Annotated in this window: 23 protein-coding genes; 9 read left to right on the top strand and 14 right to left on the bottom strand. The window is 74.5% G+C overall.

Annotated elements, in window-relative coordinates; genetic code table 11:
- Positions 1-23 precede the first annotated feature (23 nt).
- Genes LN652_RS19200 through moeZ form a run of 7 tightly spaced genes read right to left on the bottom strand, consistent with a single transcriptional unit; the run spans position 24 to position 5,600 of the window.
- Positions 24-365, bottom strand: coding sequence for an MGMT family protein (locus tag LN652_RS19200; RefSeq protein ID WP_230442187.1), 342 nt, complete (start codon positions 363-365; stop codon positions 24-26).
- A complete protein-coding gene (locus tag LN652_RS19195; RefSeq protein ID WP_230442186.1) occupies positions 362-868 on the bottom strand; it encodes a hypothetical protein in 507 nt (168 codons plus the stop codon). Before LN652_RS19195 ends, LN652_RS19200 begins: the two co-directional genes overlap by 4 nt.
- The gene (locus LN652_RS19190) at positions 865-2,139 is read right to left on the bottom strand and encodes a DUF58 domain-containing protein (RefSeq protein WP_230442185.1); all 1,275 of its coding nucleotides are present in this window, start codon (positions 2,137-2,139) and stop codon (positions 865-867) included. Before LN652_RS19190 ends, LN652_RS19195 begins: the two co-directional genes overlap by 4 nt.
- Entirely contained in the window at positions 2,136-3,110 is a 975-nt protein-coding gene (locus LN652_RS19185; protein ID WP_230442184.1) for an AAA family ATPase, read from the bottom strand. The genes LN652_RS19190 and LN652_RS19185 overlap by 4 nt, the downstream gene beginning before the upstream one ends.
- Positions 3,103-3,546 carry a hypothetical protein gene (locus tag LN652_RS19180; RefSeq protein ID WP_230442183.1) on the bottom strand — a complete coding sequence of 148 codons (444 nt, stop codon included), beginning with the start codon at positions 3,544-3,546 and terminating at the stop codon, positions 3,103-3,105. Before LN652_RS19180 ends, LN652_RS19185 begins: the two co-directional genes overlap by 8 nt.
- Positions 3,543-4,343, bottom strand: a complete 801-nt coding sequence (locus tag LN652_RS19175) for a DUF4129 domain-containing protein (RefSeq protein ID WP_230442182.1) — start codon at positions 4,341-4,343, stop codon at positions 3,543-3,545. The genes LN652_RS19180 and LN652_RS19175 overlap by 4 nt, the downstream gene beginning before the upstream one ends.
- A 57-nt stretch (positions 4,344-4,400) precedes the next feature.
- Positions 4,401-5,600 carry an adenylyltransferase/sulfurtransferase MoeZ gene (gene moeZ / locus LN652_RS19170; RefSeq protein WP_230442181.1) on the bottom strand — a complete coding sequence of 400 codons (1,200 nt, stop codon included), beginning with the start codon at positions 5,598-5,600 and terminating at the stop codon, positions 4,401-4,403.
- A gap of 209 nt (positions 5,601-5,809) precedes the next feature.
- Here moeZ and LN652_RS19165 point away from each other — a divergent pair, with 209 nt between their 5' ends.
- From LN652_RS19165 to LN652_RS19155, 3 genes are all read left to right on the top strand, one after another.
- Entirely contained in the window at positions 5,810-6,397 is a 588-nt protein-coding gene (locus tag LN652_RS19165) for a TetR/AcrR family transcriptional regulator (protein ID WP_230444774.1), read from the top strand.
- A 66-nt stretch (positions 6,398-6,463) separates the two neighbouring features.
- On the top strand, positions 6,464-6,682 hold the full coding sequence (locus tag LN652_RS19160; RefSeq protein ID WP_230442180.1) for a DUF3107 domain-containing protein: 219 nt from the start codon (positions 6,464-6,466) through the stop codon (positions 6,680-6,682).
- 25 nt (positions 6,683-6,707) lie between these two features.
- Positions 6,708-7,058: a GlsB/YeaQ/YmgE family stress response membrane protein gene (locus tag LN652_RS19155; protein WP_230442179.1), complete on the top strand. Its 351-nt coding sequence runs from the start codon at positions 6,708-6,710 to the stop codon at positions 7,056-7,058.
- Between the two features lie 18 nt (positions 7,059-7,076).
- On the opposite strand, the gene LN652_RS19150 is transcribed toward LN652_RS19155, so the two are convergent.
- Entirely contained in the window at positions 7,077-7,766 is a 690-nt protein-coding gene (locus tag LN652_RS19150) for a ferritin-like fold-containing protein (RefSeq protein ID WP_230442178.1), read from the bottom strand.
- A 172-nt stretch (positions 7,767-7,938) separates the two neighbouring features.
- Here LN652_RS19150 and LN652_RS19145 point away from each other — a divergent pair, with 172 nt between their 5' ends.
- Positions 7,939-9,303 carry a DEAD/DEAH box helicase gene (locus LN652_RS19145; protein ID WP_407941563.1) on the top strand — a complete coding sequence of 455 codons (1,365 nt, stop codon included), beginning with the start codon at positions 7,939-7,941 and terminating at the stop codon, positions 9,301-9,303.
- A gap of 1 nt (position 9,304) precedes the next feature.
- Here the strand turns inward: LN652_RS19145 and LN652_RS19140 are convergent, their stop codons facing one another.
- A complete protein-coding gene (locus tag LN652_RS19140; RefSeq protein ID WP_230442176.1) occupies positions 9,305-10,153 on the bottom strand; it encodes a ParA family protein in 849 nt (282 codons plus the stop codon).
- 60 nt (positions 10,154-10,213) lie between these two features.
- Here LN652_RS19140 and LN652_RS19135 point away from each other — a divergent pair, with 60 nt between their 5' ends.
- The 3 genes from LN652_RS19135 to LN652_RS19125 are packed head-to-tail and all read left to right on the top strand — an operon-like array spanning position 10,214 to position 11,832.
- On the top strand, positions 10,214-10,966 hold the full coding sequence (locus tag LN652_RS19135; RefSeq protein ID WP_230442175.1) for an SDR family NAD(P)-dependent oxidoreductase: 753 nt from the start codon (positions 10,214-10,216) through the stop codon (positions 10,964-10,966).
- Positions 10,963-11,451: a GNAT family N-acetyltransferase gene (locus LN652_RS19130; protein WP_230442174.1), complete on the top strand. Its 489-nt coding sequence runs from the start codon at positions 10,963-10,965 to the stop codon at positions 11,449-11,451. The genes LN652_RS19135 and LN652_RS19130 overlap by 4 nt, the downstream gene beginning before the upstream one ends.
- Before the next feature lie 3 nt (positions 11,452-11,454).
- The gene (locus tag LN652_RS19125) at positions 11,455-11,832 is read left to right on the top strand and encodes a hypothetical protein (protein WP_230442173.1); all 378 of its coding nucleotides are present in this window, start codon (positions 11,455-11,457) and stop codon (positions 11,830-11,832) included.
- On the opposite strand, the gene LN652_RS19120 is transcribed toward LN652_RS19125, so the two are convergent.
- Complete coding sequence (locus tag LN652_RS19120) at positions 11,781-11,921, bottom strand: hypothetical protein (protein WP_230442172.1); 141 nt, start codon at positions 11,919-11,921, stop codon at positions 11,781-11,783. The two genes, LN652_RS19125 and LN652_RS19120, sit on opposite strands and share 52 nt — an antisense overlap.
- Positions 11,922-12,070: 149 nt before the next feature.
- On the opposite strand from LN652_RS19120, the gene LN652_RS19115 reads away from it, so the two are divergent.
- Positions 12,071-15,073: a carboxypeptidase regulatory-like domain-containing protein gene (locus tag LN652_RS19115; RefSeq protein ID WP_230442171.1), complete on the top strand. Its 3,003-nt coding sequence runs from the start codon at positions 12,071-12,073 to the stop codon at positions 15,071-15,073.
- 7 nt (positions 15,074-15,080) lie between these two features.
- On the opposite strand, the gene LN652_RS19110 is transcribed toward LN652_RS19115, so the two are convergent.
- Complete coding sequence (locus tag LN652_RS19110) at positions 15,081-15,914, bottom strand: PHP domain-containing protein (RefSeq protein WP_230442170.1); 834 nt, start codon at positions 15,912-15,914, stop codon at positions 15,081-15,083.
- A gap of 1 nt (position 15,915) precedes the next feature.
- On the bottom strand, positions 15,916-16,485 hold the full coding sequence (locus tag LN652_RS19105; RefSeq protein ID WP_230442169.1) for a histidine phosphatase family protein: 570 nt from the start codon (positions 16,483-16,485) through the stop codon (positions 15,916-15,918).
- A gap of 48 nt (positions 16,486-16,533) precedes the next feature.
- On the opposite strand from LN652_RS19105, the gene LN652_RS19100 reads away from it, so the two are divergent.
- On the top strand, positions 16,534-17,712 hold the full coding sequence (locus LN652_RS19100) for an MFS transporter (RefSeq protein ID WP_230442168.1): 1,179 nt from the start codon (positions 16,534-16,536) through the stop codon (positions 17,710-17,712).
- Between the two features lie 18 nt (positions 17,713-17,730).
- Here the strand turns inward: LN652_RS19100 and LN652_RS19095 are convergent, their stop codons facing one another.
- Positions 17,731-17,916 carry a DUF5302 domain-containing protein gene (locus LN652_RS19095; protein WP_230442167.1) on the bottom strand — a complete coding sequence of 62 codons (186 nt, stop codon included), beginning with the start codon at positions 17,914-17,916 and terminating at the stop codon, positions 17,731-17,733.
- 75 nt (positions 17,917-17,991) lie between these two features.
- A complete protein-coding gene (locus LN652_RS19090) occupies positions 17,992-18,813 on the bottom strand; it encodes a class I SAM-dependent methyltransferase (protein WP_230442166.1) in 822 nt (273 codons plus the stop codon).
- Between the last annotated feature and the right edge of the window lie 34 nt (positions 18,814-18,847).

Below are 18,847 nucleotides of genomic sequence, written 5' to 3'. Positions count from 1 at the left end.
CTGCCACCCCGGGTCGGTGCGGGTCAGGGAGCGTCCGCGCCCCGGAGCGTCGGGGCGACGAACGCCGCCCGGAGGTCGACCGCACCGCCCGGACGCAGCGGCGTGCCCTCCTCGAGGTACGCCTGCCGCGCCTCCTCGTCGTGCGAGGGCGGGAGCGAGCCGTCGGAGCGCACCACCCGCCACCACGCCACCGCCGCACCGTGGGTGGCCATCACGTTCCCGACCAGCCGGGGTCCGCCGCGGCCGAGGCGGTGGCCGACCACGTCGGCGATCGCGCCGTAGGTGGTGACCCGGCCGCGCGGCACCGACTCGGCGCACTGCAGCACCAGCTCGGCGTAGAGCTCGCGCTCCTCCGGGGTCGTCACTCCGGCTCCGCCTGCGTCAGCCGCGCGGTGGCGAGCAGCGCCACGACGGCCGCGAGCCCGGCCGCCAGCCACACCCAGGACGGCGCCACGACGGTGTCGAGGCTGCGGAGCGCGCCGTAGGCCACGGGCATCGGCACCAGGGTCAGCAGCGCGCGTCGCAGCCACAGGCGCGCCAGCCCCGGGTCGACCGGGAGCGTGCCGGGGCCGTGGGAGAGCACCACCGCGTCGACGTGGGCCAGCACCAGGAGCACGCCGACCACGAGCACCCGCCAGTCCAGGACGCCGTGGGCGCTCCACCAGCCGGCCACCAGGCCGAGCGCGACGACACCGGCGAGGTGGTCGGGGGTGCGCGCCCACAGCAGCGAGCACGCCACCACCCCGAGCAGCACGAACCAGTGCGGGACCACGGGCAGCGCCAGCGCGAGCGCCCCGCACGGCAGCAGCACCAGCAGCGTGCGCAGCGCCAGCACGGTGCGGGTGGTGCCGGGTGCGACGAGCCTCATCGCGCCCTCACCTTCGGCACCCGGGAGCGGCGCGCGAGCTGGCGCAGCACGGTGTCGAGGGTGCCGGGCCCGCGCCACGGCACCACCGGGCAGCCCAGCAGCGCGAGCTGGCGCAGCCGGTCGTCGCGCTCGATCCGCTGCATCCGCTCGGCCAGGCTCGCCAGCGCCAGCGGGTCGCCCTCCTGCTCGCGCTCGCCCAGCGTGTCGATCACGACGACGGCCGTCCCGCTGCGCAGCAGGCCGGCGGTGGCGGTGACCAGCGGGGTGAAGAGCATCGGCGACAGCACGTGGACCACGCTGCCCGCGCCCGCGCCGAGGTCGAGGCGCTCGGGCGCCTCGCTGCGCGCGTCGGCCCGGACCCGGGCGAGCGTGCCCTGCACCCGCTGCAGGTGCCGCGGCCCCGACCCGAGGCCGATCCGGACGGGGTCGGAGGTGAGCACCAGCAGGCCCACCCGGTCGCCGGTGCGGACGTGGTGCTCGGCGAGCGCGCTGGCGGCGCGCACCGTCAGGTCGAGGGTGCTCGCGGCGCCGTCGATGCCGCCGGAGACGCCGATGTCGCGCAGCGCGTCGACCACCAGCCAGACCCCGGCGTCCTGCTCCGCGCGCGTGGTGACGACGTGCAGCTCGCCGGTGCGCAGCGACACCGGCCAGGTGATCCGCTTGAGCCGGTCGCCGGTCGTGAACCGCCGGATCCCCTCGAAGTCGGTGCCGCTGCCGATCTGCCGCGACCGGTGCCGACCGACCAGGCCGTCGGGCTGCGGCACCTCGGCCCGGCTGTCGTACGGCGTCGCCTGGGGCAGCACGACCACGGAGTGCTCGGACATGTCCGCCGGCCCCCAGCGCCAGCCCGCCCACGCGCTGGTGAGCGCGACCCGCTCGGCGCCGAGCGCCCGCCTCCCCCAGCGGCGCGGGCTGACCTCGAGGACGGGCAGCCCGTCGGCCACGAGCGTCCCGACCGTGCCGTGGCGCGGGCGGGTGGCGACGTGCGCGGACCGGGCCGCCACCCGGACGGCGTGCTCGACGCCGGTGAGGTCGTCGACGTCCATCCGCACCGCGGTGCCCTGGCCCTCGTGGAGGCGGCCGTGGTCGACGGCGGTCCGCACCACCGGGTCGTGCCGCGGACGGTGCAGCAGCCCCATCGCGGCGAGCAGCACGAACGGGGCGCCGAGGACGACGAGCACGCCCTGGCCGAGCAGCAGCCCTCCCGCGGTGCCGCCGAGCGCCAGCAGGCACGCCCGGACCAGCCCCGCGGTGGGCCGCCACGAGCTCACCGGCGCGACTCCAGGGTGCGCGGCGCCTCGACGGACCCCAGCACGGCGTCGACGACCCGGGCCCCCGACGCCTGGGTCATCCAGAGGTCGGGCTTGACCGTCACCCGGTGCGCGAGGACGGCGCGGGCGACCACCTTGACGTCCTCCGGGACGACGTAGTCGCGCCCGCGGATCGCCGCCCACGCCCGCGCGGTGAGGACCAGGCCGAGGCTGCCGCGGGGCGACGCGCCGGTCAGCACGTCGGCGTGGCGACGCGTCGCGGTGACCAGGTCGACGCAGTAGCGACCGACCGACTCGTCGACGCCGACCTCCTCGACGGCGGCCTGCATCCGCGCCAGCCCCGGCGCGTCGGTGACCTGGGTGACCTCGACCTCCTCGCGCCGCCGGTCCAGGCGGCGCCGCACCACGTCGTACTCCTCGCCCTCGCTGGGGTAGCCGAACCCGACGCGCAGCAGGAAGCGGTCGAGCTGGGCCTCCGGCAGCGGGTAGGTGCCCTCGTACTCCACCGGGTTGGCGGTGGCGAGGACGTGGAACGGGCTCGGCAGCCGGTGGGTCTGGCCCTCGACGGTCACCTGCCCCTCCTGCATCGCCTCCAGCAGGGCCGCCTGGGTCTTGGGCGGCGTGCGGTTGATCTCGTCGGCGAGCAGCAGCCCGGTGAAGACCGGGCCCGGCCGGAAGTCGAACTCGGCGCGGCGCTGGTCGTAGACGTAGGACCCGGTCAGGTCGGCCGGCAGCAGGTCGGGGGTGAACTGGGCGCGCGCGAAGTCCAGGCCGAGCGCGGCCGCGAAGGACCGCGCCGCGAGCGTCTTGCCGAGGCCGGGGTAGTCCTCGAGCAGCACGTGCCCCTTGGCCAGGACGCCCGCCAGCACCAGCGCCAGCACCTCGCGCTTGCCGACGACGGCCCGGCCCACCTCGTCGAGCACCTGCTCGGCGAACGGCGCGACCTCGGTCGGTGCGGGTGCTTCAGTCACGGATCTCCTCGATTCGGGTCAGGATGCGGTCGACGTCGGCCGGCGAGAGCCGGCGGACGGGATCGAGCTCGAGGCGGAGCGCCTCGGCCAGGTCGGGGTCGCGGGCACGGGCGAGCGCGACGAGGCGCTCGCGCAGCGCCTCGGAGGGCTGGCTGGCCTGCCGGTGGCCGGTGAGGATCCGCAGGTCGCTGCTCGCCTGGTCGACCCGGTCGGACGGCGGCGGCAGGCCGCTGCGCCAGGACGTCAGCGGCACGTTGGCCGAGTCGAGGACCAGCCAGGCCGTGGCCAGCGCGATCAGGGACCACAGGGCGTACGGCACCGGCCGCGGACCGAAGTCGAACAGGGCGGCGGCGCCGAAGCCCACCGCGGCGAGCGCGACGCCCCCCAGCAGCCGCCCGCGCCACTGCGGCGAGATGCGGGCGGGCCGGGCCCTCACGCGCGCACCTCGAGGCTGCGTCGGATCTCCGCGAGCGCGGCCAGCGCGGCGTCGCGGTGCTCCTCGGTGATCGGGTGCTCGGAGAAGCGGGCCTCGCGGTAGAGGGTGGCGAGGCGGTGCACCGCGCCGGCGTCGGCCTCGACGAGGTCGAGGATGCGCAGCGTGTACTCCGAGGACGTCTCCCAGGACCGGCGGGGCGAGCCCGCGCGGGCGCCCTGCACCTCGAAGCGCGACCACGCCGCGACGATCGCGTTGCGGGCGTCGCCGTCGCGCAGCAGGTGGTCCTGGCCGGCGGCGTCCTCGGTGATCGCCGCGACCAGCCGGGCGGGCGCCGAGAGGGTCTCGAAGGCGACGTCGTCGGGCTCGTCCTCGGCCGGCGCCCGGCGCCGCCAGGCCTCGCGCAGCTGCAGCAGCAGGAAGCCGATGAAGGCGAGCACGGCCAGCAGGACCAGCGCCTCGAGCGTCCAGACGAGGATCTTCAGCCACAGCGGCGCGTCGGCCTGCTCGACCATCCGCCGGGCGTCCTGGTCGGAGGCGTCGGGCGGGTCGCAGTAGGTGCGGTCGGCGGCGTCCGGCGGGACCTCCACGGTCACGGTGCCGTCGGCGGCGGTGCGCACGGGGAGCGGGATGCAGGACTCGGTCGCGGTCGTCAGCGTGGCCGGCTGCGGCCCGTCGCCGGTGAAGACCCGGTCCGGACCCGCCAGGGTCCCCCACGCGACCAGCACCACGAAGGTGCTCGCGGCCAGCACCGCGAGCGCGGCGCGCATGCCCGACGTGAGCTCCCCTGACGCACGCATGGCGCGAACCCTAGGCGAAGGGTCCGCGCCGTGCGAGGGGTACGGGCTGCGGCTGCGTCAGTAGGCCGGCTGGCTCGGGTCGATCTGGCTGACCCAGGCCACCACGCCGCCACCCACGTGGACGGCGTCACCGAAGCCGGCGCCCTTGAGCACCGCGAGCACCTCGGCCGAGCGGACGCCCGACTTGCAGTGCAGCACGATCGGCTTGTCGGCGGGCAGGTCGCCGAGCGCGTTGCCGTTGAGGAACTCGCCCTTGGGGATCAGCACCGAGCCCGGGATCTTGTTGATCTCGTACTCGTTGGGCTCGCGGACGTCGATGAGCGTGAAGTCGCGCTCGCCGTTGTCGCGCTCCTTGAGCATCTGCTCGAGCTGGGTGACCGAGATGGTGGAGCCGGCCGCCGCCTCCGCGGCCTCGTCCGACACGGCGCCGCAGAACGCGTCGTAGTCGATCAGGCCGGTGACGGTGGCGTTCTCCCCGCACAGCGCGCAGCTCGGGTCCTTGCGCACCTTGAGCTTGCGCCACTCGAGCTCGAGGGCGTCGTAGATGACGAGCTTGCCGATGGCCGGGTCGCCGATGCCGGTGAGGAGCTTGATCGCCTCGTTGACCTGGATCGAGCCGATGCTGGCGCACAGCACGCCCAGCACGCCGCCCTCGGCGCAGCTGGGCACCATGCCCGGCGGCGGGGGCTCGGGGTAGAGGCAGCGGTAGCAGGGCGCGTCGTCGGACAGCGACGGCGCGAAGACCGACGCCTGGCCGTCGAAGCGGTAGATCGAGCCCCAGACGTAGGGGATGCCGAGGAAGTACGCCGCGTCGTTGACCATGTAGCGCGTCGCGAAGTTGTCGGTCCCGTCGACGATCAGGTCGTAGCCCTCGAAGACGCGCATGACGTTGTCGTTGTCGAGGCGCTCGTCGTGGACGACGACCTCGACGTAGGGGTTGACCTCGGCGATCGACTCCTTCGCCGACACCGCCTTGGACCGGCCCACGTCGGACATGCCGTGGATGATCTGGCGCTGGAGGTTGGACTCGTCGACCTCGTCGAACTCGGCGATGCCGAGGGTCCCGACGCCGGCGGCGGCGAGGTAGAGCAGCGCGGGCGAGCCGAGCCCGCCGGCACCGATGACCAGCACCCTGGCGTTCTTGAGCCGCTTCTGCCCGGTCATGCCCACGTCGGGGATGATCAGGTGGCGGCTGTAGCGACGGACCTCGTCGGTGGTGAGCTCGGCGGCCGGCTCGACGAGTGGCGGGAACGACACGGACTTCTCCTTGGCTCGGGTGAGGGTGCAACAGCACCGACGCACCCCATGTTCCCTCGCGCCCCGAGGACTCCCCGCACCACGTCCCGCGATGCGGACCGGGGTCCGGGCTGCGGGGCGGTTAGGCTCACCACGACCGCACTACCCAGGAGTACGACGTGACTGCAGGCCATCTCGACACAGGCTCCCCGCGACCGCGCGGCGGCCGGATGCCGCGGCGTGAGCGTCGCGCCCAGCTGCTCGAGTCGGCCCTGGAGGTGTTCGTCGCCCAGGGCTACCACTCCGCGGCGATGGACGACATCGCGGACCGGGCCGGGGTCTCCAAGCCGGTGCTCTACCAGCACTTCCCCGGCAAGCTCGACCTCTACGTCGCGCTCCTCGACTCCTCGTGCGACATGATCATCGACAACTGCCGCGCGGCGCTGGCGTCCACCACCGACAACCGCGACCGCGTGACGGCGACGATGAAGGTCTTCTACAGCTACGTCGCCTCCGAGGAGGGAGCGTTCCGCCTGGTCTTCGAGTCCGACCTGACCAGCGAGCCCGAGGTCCGCGCCCGCGTCGACCGGGTCACCGTGGAGTGCGCCTCGATGATCGCCGACGTGATCCGCACCGACACCGGCCTGCCCGACGAGGCGTCCGAGCTGCTCGCGGTGTCCCTCGTGGGAATGGCCCAGGTGTCGGCGCGGTTCTGGCTCGCGGGCGGCGGCGAGATCACGCAGGACGACGCGGCCTCCCTGGTCGCGGGCCTGGCCTGGCGCGGCATCCGGGGGTACCCGATGACCGACGACCACTGACCGGGCACGATCGACCCAGCAGTCCCACCGCAGTCCCCCAGACACCGACCAGCAAGGAGCACCACCGTGGAGGTCAAGATCGGCGTGCAGCGCGCGCAGCGAGAGCTCGTGCTCGACACGGACGTCACGCCCGAGGACATCGAGGCGCGCCTCGCCGAGGCGATCGCCGGCAACGGCGTGCTGCGCCTCGAGGACACCAAGGGCCGCACCGTCGTCGTCCCGGCCGCCGCGGTCGCCTACCTGGAGATCGGCTCGCCCAACGCGAGCACGGTCGGCTTCCGCTGACCCCCGGCGCCGCGAGGACCACGCCATGGGCCTGATCTGGACCGTCGTCGTCACGCTCCTGCTCGGCCTGGTCATCGGCTTCCTCGGCAAGGCCGTCGCGCCCGGCTCGCGCGACAACATCCCGCTGTGGCTGACGGTCGTGTGCGGCATCCTCGGCGCGTTCGTCGGCAGCTGGCTCTACTACCTGGTGTTCGGCGTCGCCTCCGACAACCCCGGGGGCGACATGAACGACACGAGCCGCGGACCCGACTGGTGGCGCCACGCGTGGCAGGTCGGGACCGCCGCGGTGCTCGTGGTCGTCGCAGCGACGATCACCGGGCGCCACGACCGGCGCGACCGCCGCGAGCGGCGCGTCGGCCGCGACCGGCGGTCCTGACCGGCGAGCCGGCTCGGCTCAGGGCTCCAGGCCGAGCTGCGCCATCCGGTCGGCGTGCCGCTCGGTCAGGCGGGTGAACATCCGCCCGAGCGCGGCCAGGTCGAGACCGGGACGGTCCACTCCCCCGGCGAGCAGCGCGGTGAGCGCGTCGCGGTCGCCCGCGACCCGCTGGGCCTGGGTGAGCGCCTCCCCCATCAGCCGCCGGCCCCACAGCGCGAGCCGGCCGCCGAGGCGGTGGTCCGCGGCGATGCCCGCGCGGACCCGCTCGACGATGAACGCGGTCTGCCCGGTGTCCTCGAGCGAGGCGATGATGACCTCGCGGGTCTCGGCGTCGAGGTAGGCCGCGATCTCGCGGTAGAAGTCCGCGGCCAGCCCGTCGCCGACGTAGGCCTTGATCAGGCCCTCGTAGTAGTCGGACGGCGCGGTGTGCTCGTGGAAGCTGTCGAAGCTCTCCCGGAAGGCCTGCATCGCCTCGGCCGGGTCGGCGCCGAGCTCCTCGAGGCGGTGCACGAGGTTCTCGAGGTGGGCGAACTCGGCGGTGGCCATCGCCCCGATCGCGATCTTGTCGGCGATGCCGGGGGCCAGCTTGGCGTCCTCGACGAGCCGCTCGAACGCGGACAGCTCTCCGTAGGCGATGGCGCCGAGGAGGTCCACGGCTGCCCGCCGGTAGTCCTCGTCGGGCGGGGCACTCTCGGCCGATGCGCTCATGCGCGCAGCCTAGCGATAGCATCGCGGTGACCGAGCCGCCGACGAACCCGTGCGGTGGCCGCCTGTATGTGCGCGGTCCGAGTGCCTTTCCGGAGTGCCCGACCGCATACGCGTGGGAATCCGACACTTGACGAAAGCGACACCCGTGACCACCACCTTCCGCGACCTGGGCGTGCTGCCCGAGATCTGCGACGCCCTCGAGCGCGCCGGCATCACCACCCCCTTCGCCATCCAGGAGATGACCCTCTCCGTCGCCCTCATGGGCACCGACCTGATCGGCCAGGCCCGCACCGGCACCGGCAAGACGCTCGCGTTCGGCATCCCGGTGATGCAGCGCTCCGTCGCGGTGACCGACCCGGCCTACGCCGACCTGCCGCAGGGCAAGCCGCAGGCGCTCATCGTCGCCCCGACCCGCGAGCTCGCGCTCCAGGTCTCCAGCGACCTGTCGCTGGCGAGCAAGGACATGGGCCTGCGCGTCCTCACCGTCTACGGCGGCGTCGGCTACGAGCCGCAGCTCGAGGCGCTCGACGCGGGCGTCGACATCGTCGTCGGCACGCCCGGTCGCCTGATCGACCTCGCCAACCGCCGCGCGCTCGACCTCTCCCACGTCCACGCGCTGGTGCTCGACGAGGCCGACGAGATGCTCGACCTCGGCTTCCTGCCCGACGTGATCACGCTGATCTCCAAGACCCCGGAGACCCGCCAGACGATGCTGTTCTCGGCCACCATGCCGGCCGCGATCGTCGCCCTGGCCCGCACCCACATGCGCCACCCGATGAACATCCGCGCCGAGTCGTCCTACGAGAACGCGACCGTCCCGGCGACCGCGCAGTTCATCTACCAGGCCCACGACCTCGACAAGCCCGAGATCATCGGGCGGGTGCTCCAGGCCGACGACGCCGACAAGATGATCGTCTTCACCCGCACCAAGCGCCAGGCGCAGCGCGTCGCCGAGGACCTGCAGGAGCGCGGCTTCAAGGCCTCCCCGCTCCACGGCGACATGGCGCAGGTCGCGCGCGAGAAGGCGCTGGCGCGGTTCCGCGAGGACAAGATCCAGGTGCTGGTCTGCACCGACGTCGCGGCCCGCGGCATCGACGTGCGCGGCGTCTCGCACGTCATCAACTACACCTGCCCCGAGGACGACAAGACCTACGTCCACCGCATCGGCCGCACCGGCCGCGCGGGCGCGACGGGCACCGCGATCACCTTCGTCGACTGGGCCGACCTGCACCGCTGGAAGATGATCAACAAGGCGCTCGACCTGCCCTTCGACGACCCGCAGGAGACCTACTCCACCTCCGAGCACCTCTTCCACGACCAGGGCATCCCGGCCGGCACCAAGGGCCGCGTCGTCGACCCCGCCCCGGTGGAGAAGAAGGAGCGCGCCCCGCGCGAGCGCCGGTCCTCCGACCGCTCGGGCTCCTCCTCGGACACGTCGGGCTCGTCCCCGGAGAAGTCCGGCGACGCCCCCCGTCGTCGCAACCGCAGCCGTCGCCGCACCCGCGGCGGCCAGTCGGTCGAGACCCCGAAGTCGTGAGTCAGCGCTTCTTCGGCGCCTTCTTCACCGTCTTCCTCGGCTTCGGCCGCGAGGCCCGCGCCACCAGGTTCTCCGCGACCTCGCGGTAGGCCGTCGCCCCCTTGCTGCTGCGGCTGGTCGCCAGGATGGACCGGCCGGCGGCAGGGGCCTCGGCGAACTTGATGGTCTTGGGGATCGGCGGCTCGACGACCTCGAGGTCGTAGGTCTCGCTGATCGTCTCCAGCACGGTGCGGGCGTGGTTGGTGCGCCCGTCGTAGAGCGTCGGCAGCACGCCCCAGACCTCGAGGCCGCGGTTGGTGAAGCGGCGCACGTCGTGGACCGTGTCGAGCAGCTGCCCGACACCGCGGTGCGACAGCGTCTCGCACTGCAGCGGCACCAGCACCCCGTCGGCGGCGGTGAGCGCGGCGACCGTCAGCACCCCCAGCGACGGCGGGCAGTCGAGCAGCACCCAGTCGTAGGGCCCCTCCTCGGTGTCGCCGAGGTCCTCGGCGAGCTGCTCGAGCACCCCCTTGAGCACGTGCTCGCGACCGGTGCGGGTCAGCAGGTCGGCCTCGGCGCGGGCCAGCTCGATGGTCGCCGGCAGCAGGTCGACGCCGTCCTCGGTCTCGATCACCACCTCCAGCGGGTCGAGGCCCTGGGTCAGGACGTGGTGCACCGACGTCTCGAGGTCCTCGGGGTCGATGCCGAGGGAGAAGGTCAGGCACGCCTGCGGGTCGAGGTCGACGAGCAGCACGCGGTGCCCGAGCTCGGCGAGCGCCGCCCCGATCGAGGCGACCGACGTCGTCTTGGCGACGCCGCCCTTCTGGTTGGCGACGGCGAGGGTGACGGGGCCGGGCTTCTGGGTGCTCATCGCTCGCCATTGTGCCGGACCGGGTCGCGCCCGGGCGGTCCGTCCTGAAATGCTCTGCCCATGACGACGTCCCTCATCACCGGCGCGACCGCCGGCATCGGCCTCGAGTACGCCCACCAGCTCGCCGCGCGCGGCGACGACCTCGTGCTGGTCGCCCGTGACGCGGCCCGGCTCGAGGCCGTGGCCGAGGAGCTGCGCCGGGCCCACCGGGTCGACGTCGAGGTGCTGGTCGCCGACCTCGTCGACCGCGAGCAGCTCGGCCGCGTCGAGGCGCGCCTGGCCGACCGGGACCGTCCGGTCGACCTGCTGGTCAACAACGCCGGCTTCGGCCTGAAGAAGCGCTTCCTCGACAACACCGTCGAGGAGGAGACCGCGATGCAGGAGGTGCTCGTCACCGCGGTGCTGCGGCTCAGCCACGCCGCGCTGGGCGCGATGGCCGAGCGCGGCCACGGCGGCATCATCAACGTCTCCAGCGTCGCCGCCTTCCTCCCCCGCGGCACGTACTCGGCCGCCAAGGCGTGGGTCAACAGCTTCAGCGAGTGGGCGCACCTGGAGTACCGCTCGCGCGGCGTGACCGTGATGGCGCTGTGCCCCGGCTTCACCAAGACCGAGTTCCACCAGCGGATGGAGGTCACCCGCGGCGACGGCTTCATGTGGCTCGAGCCGGAGTTCCTGGTCCGCAGGTCGCTCGAGGACTTCGCCAAGGGCCGGGCGTACTCGATCCCCGGCGCGCAGTACAAGACGATCATCGCGCTGACCCGCGCGATCCCCAACCGGGTGCTCCGGCTCACCCAGAACATCGGCCGTCGGTGACGGTGCGCCTCGCTCCCCCGCGCGTCGAGGACGCCGAGGCGCTCACCGACCTCCACCTCGACGTCTGGGAGGAGGCCTACGCCGACCTCATGCCGGCGTCGGTCTTCGCCGGGCGTCGCGCCCGGCGAGCCGACCGGGTGGCGAGCTGGAGCGCGATCATCGCGGCCGGGTCGAGCGACAACGTGCTCGCGTGGTCGCCCGACGGCACGCTGGTCGGCTTCTCCAGCACCGGGCCCGGCCGTGACGACCCGGCCGACGCGCTGCCGCCGCTGGAGCTGATGGCGCTCTACGCCCGCGCGTCCGTCCACGGCACCGGCGTGGGCCACGCCCTGCTGACCGCCGCGCTCGGCGGAGCGCCGGCGTACCTCTGGGTCCTCGACGGCAACGAGCGCGCGATCCGGTTCTACGAGCGCCAGGGCTTCGCGTTCGACGGCGCCACCAAGCCCGACGACGTCGGCCTCGAGCGCCGGATGGTGCGACACTGAGCCATGGACAGGGCCAGGCTCGTCGTCGCGTGCGGTGTCCTGGCGCTGCTCGTCGGCTTCGGCATCGGCACCGAGCGAGACCTGTCGGTCGACACCGCCGGCGGGTCCTACGCCTGCGGGAGCGCCATCCCTGCGTGGGCGCTGGTGACCGGCACCCGTGCCCCCGGTGACGGACCGGGGACGCGTGGCACGGAGCAGCAGGCGGCTGCGGAGGCCTGCGCGCCGACCGTGCGCGAGGCACGCCTGTGGGTCGCGGCCGTCATGGGCCTCGGCGGCGCGGTCGCGCTGGCGGGGCTGTCCGCGGTCGACCGGCGGAGGTCGACCCCTCCTCAGCCCAGCCGGACGCCCGACGTCGCGAGCGGGAGCAGCCGCTCGTACTGACCCGGGTCGGTGGTGTTGACGCCGAGGTCGTGGTCGACCGCGATGCCGCGCAGGCGGGCCCGGACGTCGGGGGTGCGGGTCGGGGTCATGGCATCACGCTCGCCCACCGCGGCCACCCCCCACCTCGGCCCCGAGGCCCGTCCTCCTCGTCCGATCGGCCGGGGCACGGCGCAAGCCTCGCACCGCGACTTCTCGGATAACGGGGGTGGGACGCGACGTTCCGGGACACAGTGGCCCGGTGCCAGTTCCTGCGACGCCCGCGCGCGCCCTCCGTCTGCTCGTCTCTGCCCTCGCCACGCTCCTCCTCCCCGTGACCGGCGCCCTGGTGGCGGCCCCCGCCCACGCGGCGCCCGGAACGGTGGTGGGACACGTCTACGACGCCGTGGGCGATCCCCTCGCGGGCGTCACGGTCACAGCGCTCGTCGCGCCGTCCTACGCGAGCTCGGCTGCTGCGACCACGACGGGCTCCACCGGCGAGTTCCAGCTGCCGCTGGCCCAGGGCACCTACCGCCTGCAGCTCGACAGGTCCGGCTACGCCCCCGCCCACTACGGAGGCGGCAGCGGGGTCGACCTGGTCGTCGACGACACGGGTCAGGTCGCGGTCGACGGCCAGCCGGTCGAGGACAACCTGCTCGACGACGTGACCCTCACCTCGACCGCCACGCACCAGGTCACCGGCACGGTCCGCGACACCGACGGGGCGGGCCTCGGTGGCATCGCGGTGCAGGCCTTCGACGCCGGCGACCGGACCACCCCGTTCGCCGAGGTGACCACCGTCCCCGGGTCGGGGGCCTACACGCTCGACCTCCCGACCGGCATCTACGTCGTCCGCTACACCGATCCCTCCGGCAGCCACGTCGCCCAGTGGTACGGCGGCGACGAGCCGGTCGACGTCGCGGTCAGCGCCGCCCGCTCCCTCGACCCGGTCGCGCTCGCCGTCGCGGCCCCGAGCACGCGGTTCCCCGTCGCCGGGACCGTCGTCGACGCCCTCGGAGACCCGGTGGCCGGCGTGGTGGTCGACGTGACCGGTGTCGGTGGCAGCGAGGACAGCGGCACCGGCACGACCGGAGCGGACGGCACCTACGGCGTCCCGGTCCTCCCCGGCTCCTATCGCGTCCAGCTCGCGAGGACCGGGTGGGTCACCACCGCCTACGGCGGCAGCGCCACCCCGTCGACGATCACGGTCGCGCCGGACGGCACGCTCGCGGTCGCGCCCGCCGAGGCCGTCACCGGCAACCGGCTCGCCGCCGTCGAGCTGCGGAGCACCCCGTTCGCGGTGACGGGTGTCGTGTCCGCGACCGACGGGTCGCCCCTCGGCGGCATCACGGTCCGCGCCTTCCGCGAAGGATCGACCGATCCCGCAGACCTGGTCGACCTGGTCGACACCGACACGAGCGGCTCCTACACCCTGAACCTCCCCGTCGGCGCCTACGACCTGGACTACGTCGACGACGACGGCGTCAGCCCGGCGTACGCCACGCGCTCCCTGGCCTCGGTGCACGTGACGCAGGGTGGCGGGCCCACGGTCGACGGCACCCCCGTCACCTCCCTGCCCGAGCAGCGCCTCGCGCTGTCGGCCGCCGACACCCCCCATCCCGTCCTCGGCTCGGTCGTCGACGTCAACGGCGACCCGGTCGACGGCCTCGTCGTCTCGGCCGTGCCGACCCGCGACGGAGCGGCTGCCTCCACCACCACCGGCGCCGACGGCAACGCGGGCGACCACGGTCGCTACCGGTTGTCGCTCGTGCCCGGCAGCTACGAGGTGACGGTCGCCGGGGGCGCGCACTGGCGCGACACGTCCTACGCCGGCGGGGGCGTCGGCACGGCCGACGTGACCGTCCTGGCCAACGGCGCGGTGGCCGTCAACGGCACGGCGATGGCCGGCTGGGACCTCGGACCCACCGCGGTCGACGGCAGGACGACCTACCCGCTCGGGGGCACGGTCACCGACGGGTCCGCGGCCCTCGCCGGGATCGCGGTCACGGCCTACGCCGAGTCCGACCCGAGCACCCCGGTCGCGACGACCACGACGGGCGCCGACGGGTCGTGGTCCCTGGCAGGGGTCTCCGGCCTGACCGTGGGCAGCTACGTCGTCGGGTTCGCGGGCACCGTCGACGACGTCGCCCACGAGCCGACCTGGTTCGGCGGCAGCACGCCGACGCCGGTCGTCGTCGCCCAGGGCGGCACCGCGAGCGTGGCCGGGACCCCGGTCGCCGGCAACCTCCTCCCCGTGGTCACCCTGGCGCCGTCGCCCGCGAGCGTGCCGCACGCCGTGGTCGGCACCGTCGTGGACGTGAACGGCGACCCGGTGGGCAGCGCGACCGTGACCGCCGTGCCGCAGTCCGGCACCAGCAGCAGCCAGCAGAGGGCCGTCACCTCCGGCACCGACGGGCGCTACCGGCTGGACGTCCGCCCGGGCACCTACCGCCTCACCTACGCCGCGGACGGCTTCACCGGTGCCACGTCGGTCGACGTGGTCGTGGACCTGGACGGCGTCGTCGTCGTGGACTCGAGCCCGGTGGACTCCGGCGAGCTCCGCCCGGTGGTCCTCGACGACGCCGTCGGCACCGCCACCGTGTCCGGTCGGGTCGTCGACACCGACGCTCGTCCGGTGGCCGGGGCATCGGTCGAGGTGCTCCGCGTCGCCGACCTCCCCGGGGCCTCCCCCGTCGCGACCACCACGACGTCCGCCACCGGCGCCTGGACGGTCACCGGCCTGCGCATCGGGACGTACGTCGTCCGCTTCGCCGACGGCGTGACGCCGCCGGTCGTGGGTGGGCCGTTCACGGTCGGCCAGGGCGACCGGGTCAGCGTCGACGGGGCCGCCCTGCCCGACGGGGCGCTGGGTGACACCGTGCTGCCCGCCGTGGTCCAGCCGCCCGTCGTCCAGCCGCCCGTCGTCCAGCCGCCCGTCGTCCAGCCGCCCGTGGCCAGCGTCCCGAGGGCCGGTGTGCCCACCATCTGGGAGGCACGCAGCGGCGCCCGGGGCGGGCGGAGCACCGCGACCGCGCGCTGGGGCTTCCCGGCCGACGGTGGAGCGGTGGTCTCCTACCGCGTGCAGGTGCGGGGGGTGACGCCGTCCGGCAGGACCGTCCGCCGCACCGTCGTGGTCCGGGACGCGTCGGCACGCGCGCTGGAGATCGCCCTCGCCCCCGGGACCTACCGGTTCCGCGTCTGCGCGGTCGACGCGAGCGGGCGCAGCGCCTGGTCCGACTTCTCCGACCGGGTCGCCGCTCGCTAGGGCAGGGTCACCGACGGGCCAGCGACATCAGCCGCTCGTACTGACCCGGGTCGGTGGTGTTGACACCCAGGTCGTGGTCGACCTTGCCGAGGCCGTGGTGGTCGCTGCTGCCGGTGACGACGAGGTCGAGGTCGGCCGCGACCTCGCGCAGCCGGGCCCGGACCTCGGGCGGGTGGTCCTGGTGGTCGACCTCGATGCCGGCCAGGCCGAGGTCGCGCAGCGACGCGAGCGCGTCGACGTCGAGGACCGTGCGGCCGCCGCGTCCCCAAGGGTGCGCGATGACCGGCACGCCGCCGGCGGCGACGAGGAGCGGCACCATGTCCTCGAGCTCGGCGGCCCAGCGGCTGCGGTAGCCGGGGCGACCGGGGTTGAGCAGCTCGTCGAAGGCCTGCGTGCGGTCCGCGACCACCCCCATCCGCACCAGCGCGTCGGCCACGTGCGGGCGGCCGGCGGCGACCGAGCCGCCCGACTCACGACGGACGTCGTCCTCGGTGATGTCGATGCCGTGCTCGCGCAGCGCCGCGACCATCGCGGGGGTGCGCTCGGTGCGGCCGGCGAGGATCCGGTCCAGGGCGGCGGTCAGCGGCGGGTACGCCGGATCGGGCAGGTAGCCGAGCAGGTGGACGCCGCGGTGGTGGAACACGGTGCTGATCTCGAGCCCCGGCACGAGCACGATGCCCACCTCGTCGGCTGCCCGCTGCGCCTCGTCCCAGCCGGAGGTGGCGTCGTGGTCGGTCAGCGCGACGACGTCGAGCCCGGCAGCGGCGGCCTCGCGGACCAGGTCGCCGGGGGTGTCGGTGCCGTCGCTGGCCGAGGAGTGGGTGTGGAGGTCGATGCGCACGTCAGCTGTTCCACCGCAGCAGCACCGGGGTCTCGCGCTCGAACGCGAGGACCGAGACCGTGGAGGTGTCGAGCCGGAAGAAGCGTCCCTCGGCGGCGGTCTGCTGGAGCCACCGTGCGGTCAGCACCCGCAGCGAGTGCCCGTGGGCGAAGACGATCGTCCGCTCGTGCTCGCGGGCGCGCGCCACGACGCGGTCCAGGCGCCGGGCGACCTCTGCGGCCGTCTCGCCGCCGGGCGTCGGGTGCGTCCAGACGCTCCACGTGGGGTCGGTCTCGCGGATCTGCTCGGTGGTGATGCCCTCGTAGTCGCCGTAGGCCCACTCGGCGAGGTCGTCGTCGACCTCCGCCCCGGCGAAGCCGGCGAGCTCGGCGGTGCGCCGCGCCCGCTGGCGCGGGCTGGTCAGCACGAGGTCGAACGCCACGTCGGCCAGGCGCGGGGCCAGCTCGCGGGCCGCCGCCTCGCCCTTCTCCGTCAGCGGCAGGTCGGTCACCGAGGTGTGCCGGCCGTCGCGGCTCCACTCGGTCTCACCGTGCCGGACCACCCAGAGCTCAGGACCCGACACCGATGCCATGCCGCGAGTCTGCCACGCGCGGGCCGTCGGGCTGCCACCATGCTCGGCATGGGCGCTGACCTCCGCCGGGCGCGGCTCGCGATCGCGGCCGCCTTCCTGACCCAGGGGCTGGTGTTCATCAGCCTCACCACCCGCCTGCCCCGCATCCAGGACCGGTGGGACCTCGACGAGCTGGCGCTGTCCGGCGTCCTGCTGATGATGGTCCTGCTGGCGGGCGCGGGCTCCCTGCTCGCCGAGCGCCTCGCGCCGCGCCTCGACAGTGCGCGGGTGCTGCGCGCCGGGCTGCTCACCGTGGCCGTGGCCGTCGCCGTGGCGATCCTGGCCCCGACGACCGCGGTGTTCGTGCTCGGCCTCGCGGCGTACGGCGTCGGGCTCGGGCTGGTCGACGCCACCGGCAACATGCAGGCGGTCGCGCTCGAGCACCGGCTGGGCCGGGTCGTGCTGCCCTCCTGCCACGGGGCATGGACGCTCGGCGGCGTCGTCGGGGCGGTGCTCACCCTCGCCACGACCGACGTGCAGTGGTCGGCCGTCGCGCTCGTGGCCCTGCTGCCGCTCGCGGCGGCCGCTGCGCCGTACCTCCCCCGCGACCACGGCGAGGCCGCGACGTCGACCGACACCGACGTGCCGTGGCGCCCGATCGTGCTGGTCGGGCTCGCCCTCGTCTGCTTCTACACCGTCGACACGGCCGCCGCGACGTGGGGACCGGTCTACCTCGACGACGAGTTCGCCGCGCCCGAGGGCCTGGTCGCGCTGGCGACGCTCCCCTACCTGCTCGCGAGCGGCCTGGTCCGCTTGGTCGGCGACGGCCTCACCGAGCGGGTCGGGGCGGTCCGCCTGCTGCGCGTGGGCGCGGCCGTGGCGCTGGTGTCGCTCGTCGTGGTGGTGGCGGCCCCGTCGTGGCCGGTCGCCGTGCTGGGCTTCACCGGGCTCGGCTGCGGCGTGGCGGTGGTCGCGCCGCTGAGCTTCTCCGCGGCGGCCGCGCTCGCCGGCCGCGACGCCGACCCGGCGACGCGGCAGGCCCGCGTCGACGCGGTGGTGGCGCGGTTCAACCAGTTCAACTACGTCGGCGCGCTGCTCGGCGCGGTGATGACCGGCGCGGTCGGCGCCGGCTCGCTGCGGGTCGGCTTCGCCGTCCCGCTCGTGCTGGTGGTGGCCCTGTTCTGGCTGGCGCGGGCCTTCGCGCCGGCGGACGACCTGTCATCGGGACGGGCGCCCGCCGACGCGTAGCGGTCGGGTGACCTCGGCTCAGGCGCCCCCGCCACCGGCCTTGCGGCGGTGCATCGGCTTGGCGACGTTCTTGTCGTTGACCTCCGAGCCGTGCGCCTTCTCCCGCGAGCCCGCGGTGTCGTCGGGGTGGTGGTGGCCCTGCTTGCGGTCCAGGGCCTCCCGCATCTTCGCCTTGAGGTCGGCGTTCGGGTCCTGGTCGGCCATGGGTCCTCCTGGGATCGCGGTGGTGGTGCGTACGGAGTGCCACCCTGCCAAAGCCGACCCGACCGGGTCGAGGGGTTAACCGCGTCCCGGTCGCCGCAGCACGTCGACGCGCCCGGCGAGCTTGCCGGCCATCCGGTAGACGTGCCAGCGACAGTCGCCGAGCATCACGTCGTAGGCGGCGTCGCCGAACTCCGCGCGGTAGCGGTCCGGGTCGCGCAGCAGGCGGGCCAGGCGCAGCAGGGCCCGCGAGCCGGCGCCCTCCTGCTCCTCTGTCCACTCGCCCCACTCGGCGGCGAGGTCGAGGGTGTCGACGACCTCGAGGCCGGACCGCGCGACGGCGTCGTCGAGCACGGCCGGGTCGGCCGACGACGGCACCACCCCCATCACGTCGAAGAGCCACGCGGCCTCGCCCGGCTCGAGGAGGTCGGTGGCGACCACCTGGTAGGAGACGACGTGGCCGCCCGGGCGCAGCACGCGCGCGGCCTCGGCGTAGGCCTCGGCGGGGCTCTCGACGTGGACCATCACGTCGCGGCACCACACGAGGTCGAGCGACCCGTCGCGCAGCGGCACGGCCGTCGCGGTGCCGCGCTCGAACGAGACGCGCGAGGCGATGTCGGGCGCGAGGTCGCGTCGCGCCTCGCGGGCCAGGTCGAGGTGGCGCTGCACCGGGTCGATGCCGAGCACGCGGAGGCCGAAGTGGGTGGCCAGCCGGAAGGCGTACGCCCCCTCCCCGCAGCCGACGTCGACCGCGCGGCTGTCCGGGGGCAGGTCGAGCTCGCGCACGACCTGGAGCAGCACCGACGGGTCGCGCGGCGCCAGGCTCTCGTCGAGCCTGGCCGCGAAGGCCTCCTCCACGCGCGGGTAGGTGTCGTAGAAGAAGTCACGGTCCCAGGCCACGAGGGAGAGTCTGCACCGTCGAGGCGCCCTCATA

The organism is Nocardioides okcheonensis, assembly GCF_020991065.1.
Taxonomy (GTDB): domain Bacteria; phylum Actinomycetota; class Actinomycetes; order Propionibacteriales; family Nocardioidaceae; genus Nocardioides; species Nocardioides okcheonensis.
This window is presented reverse-complemented; position numbering and strand designations above follow the sequence as displayed.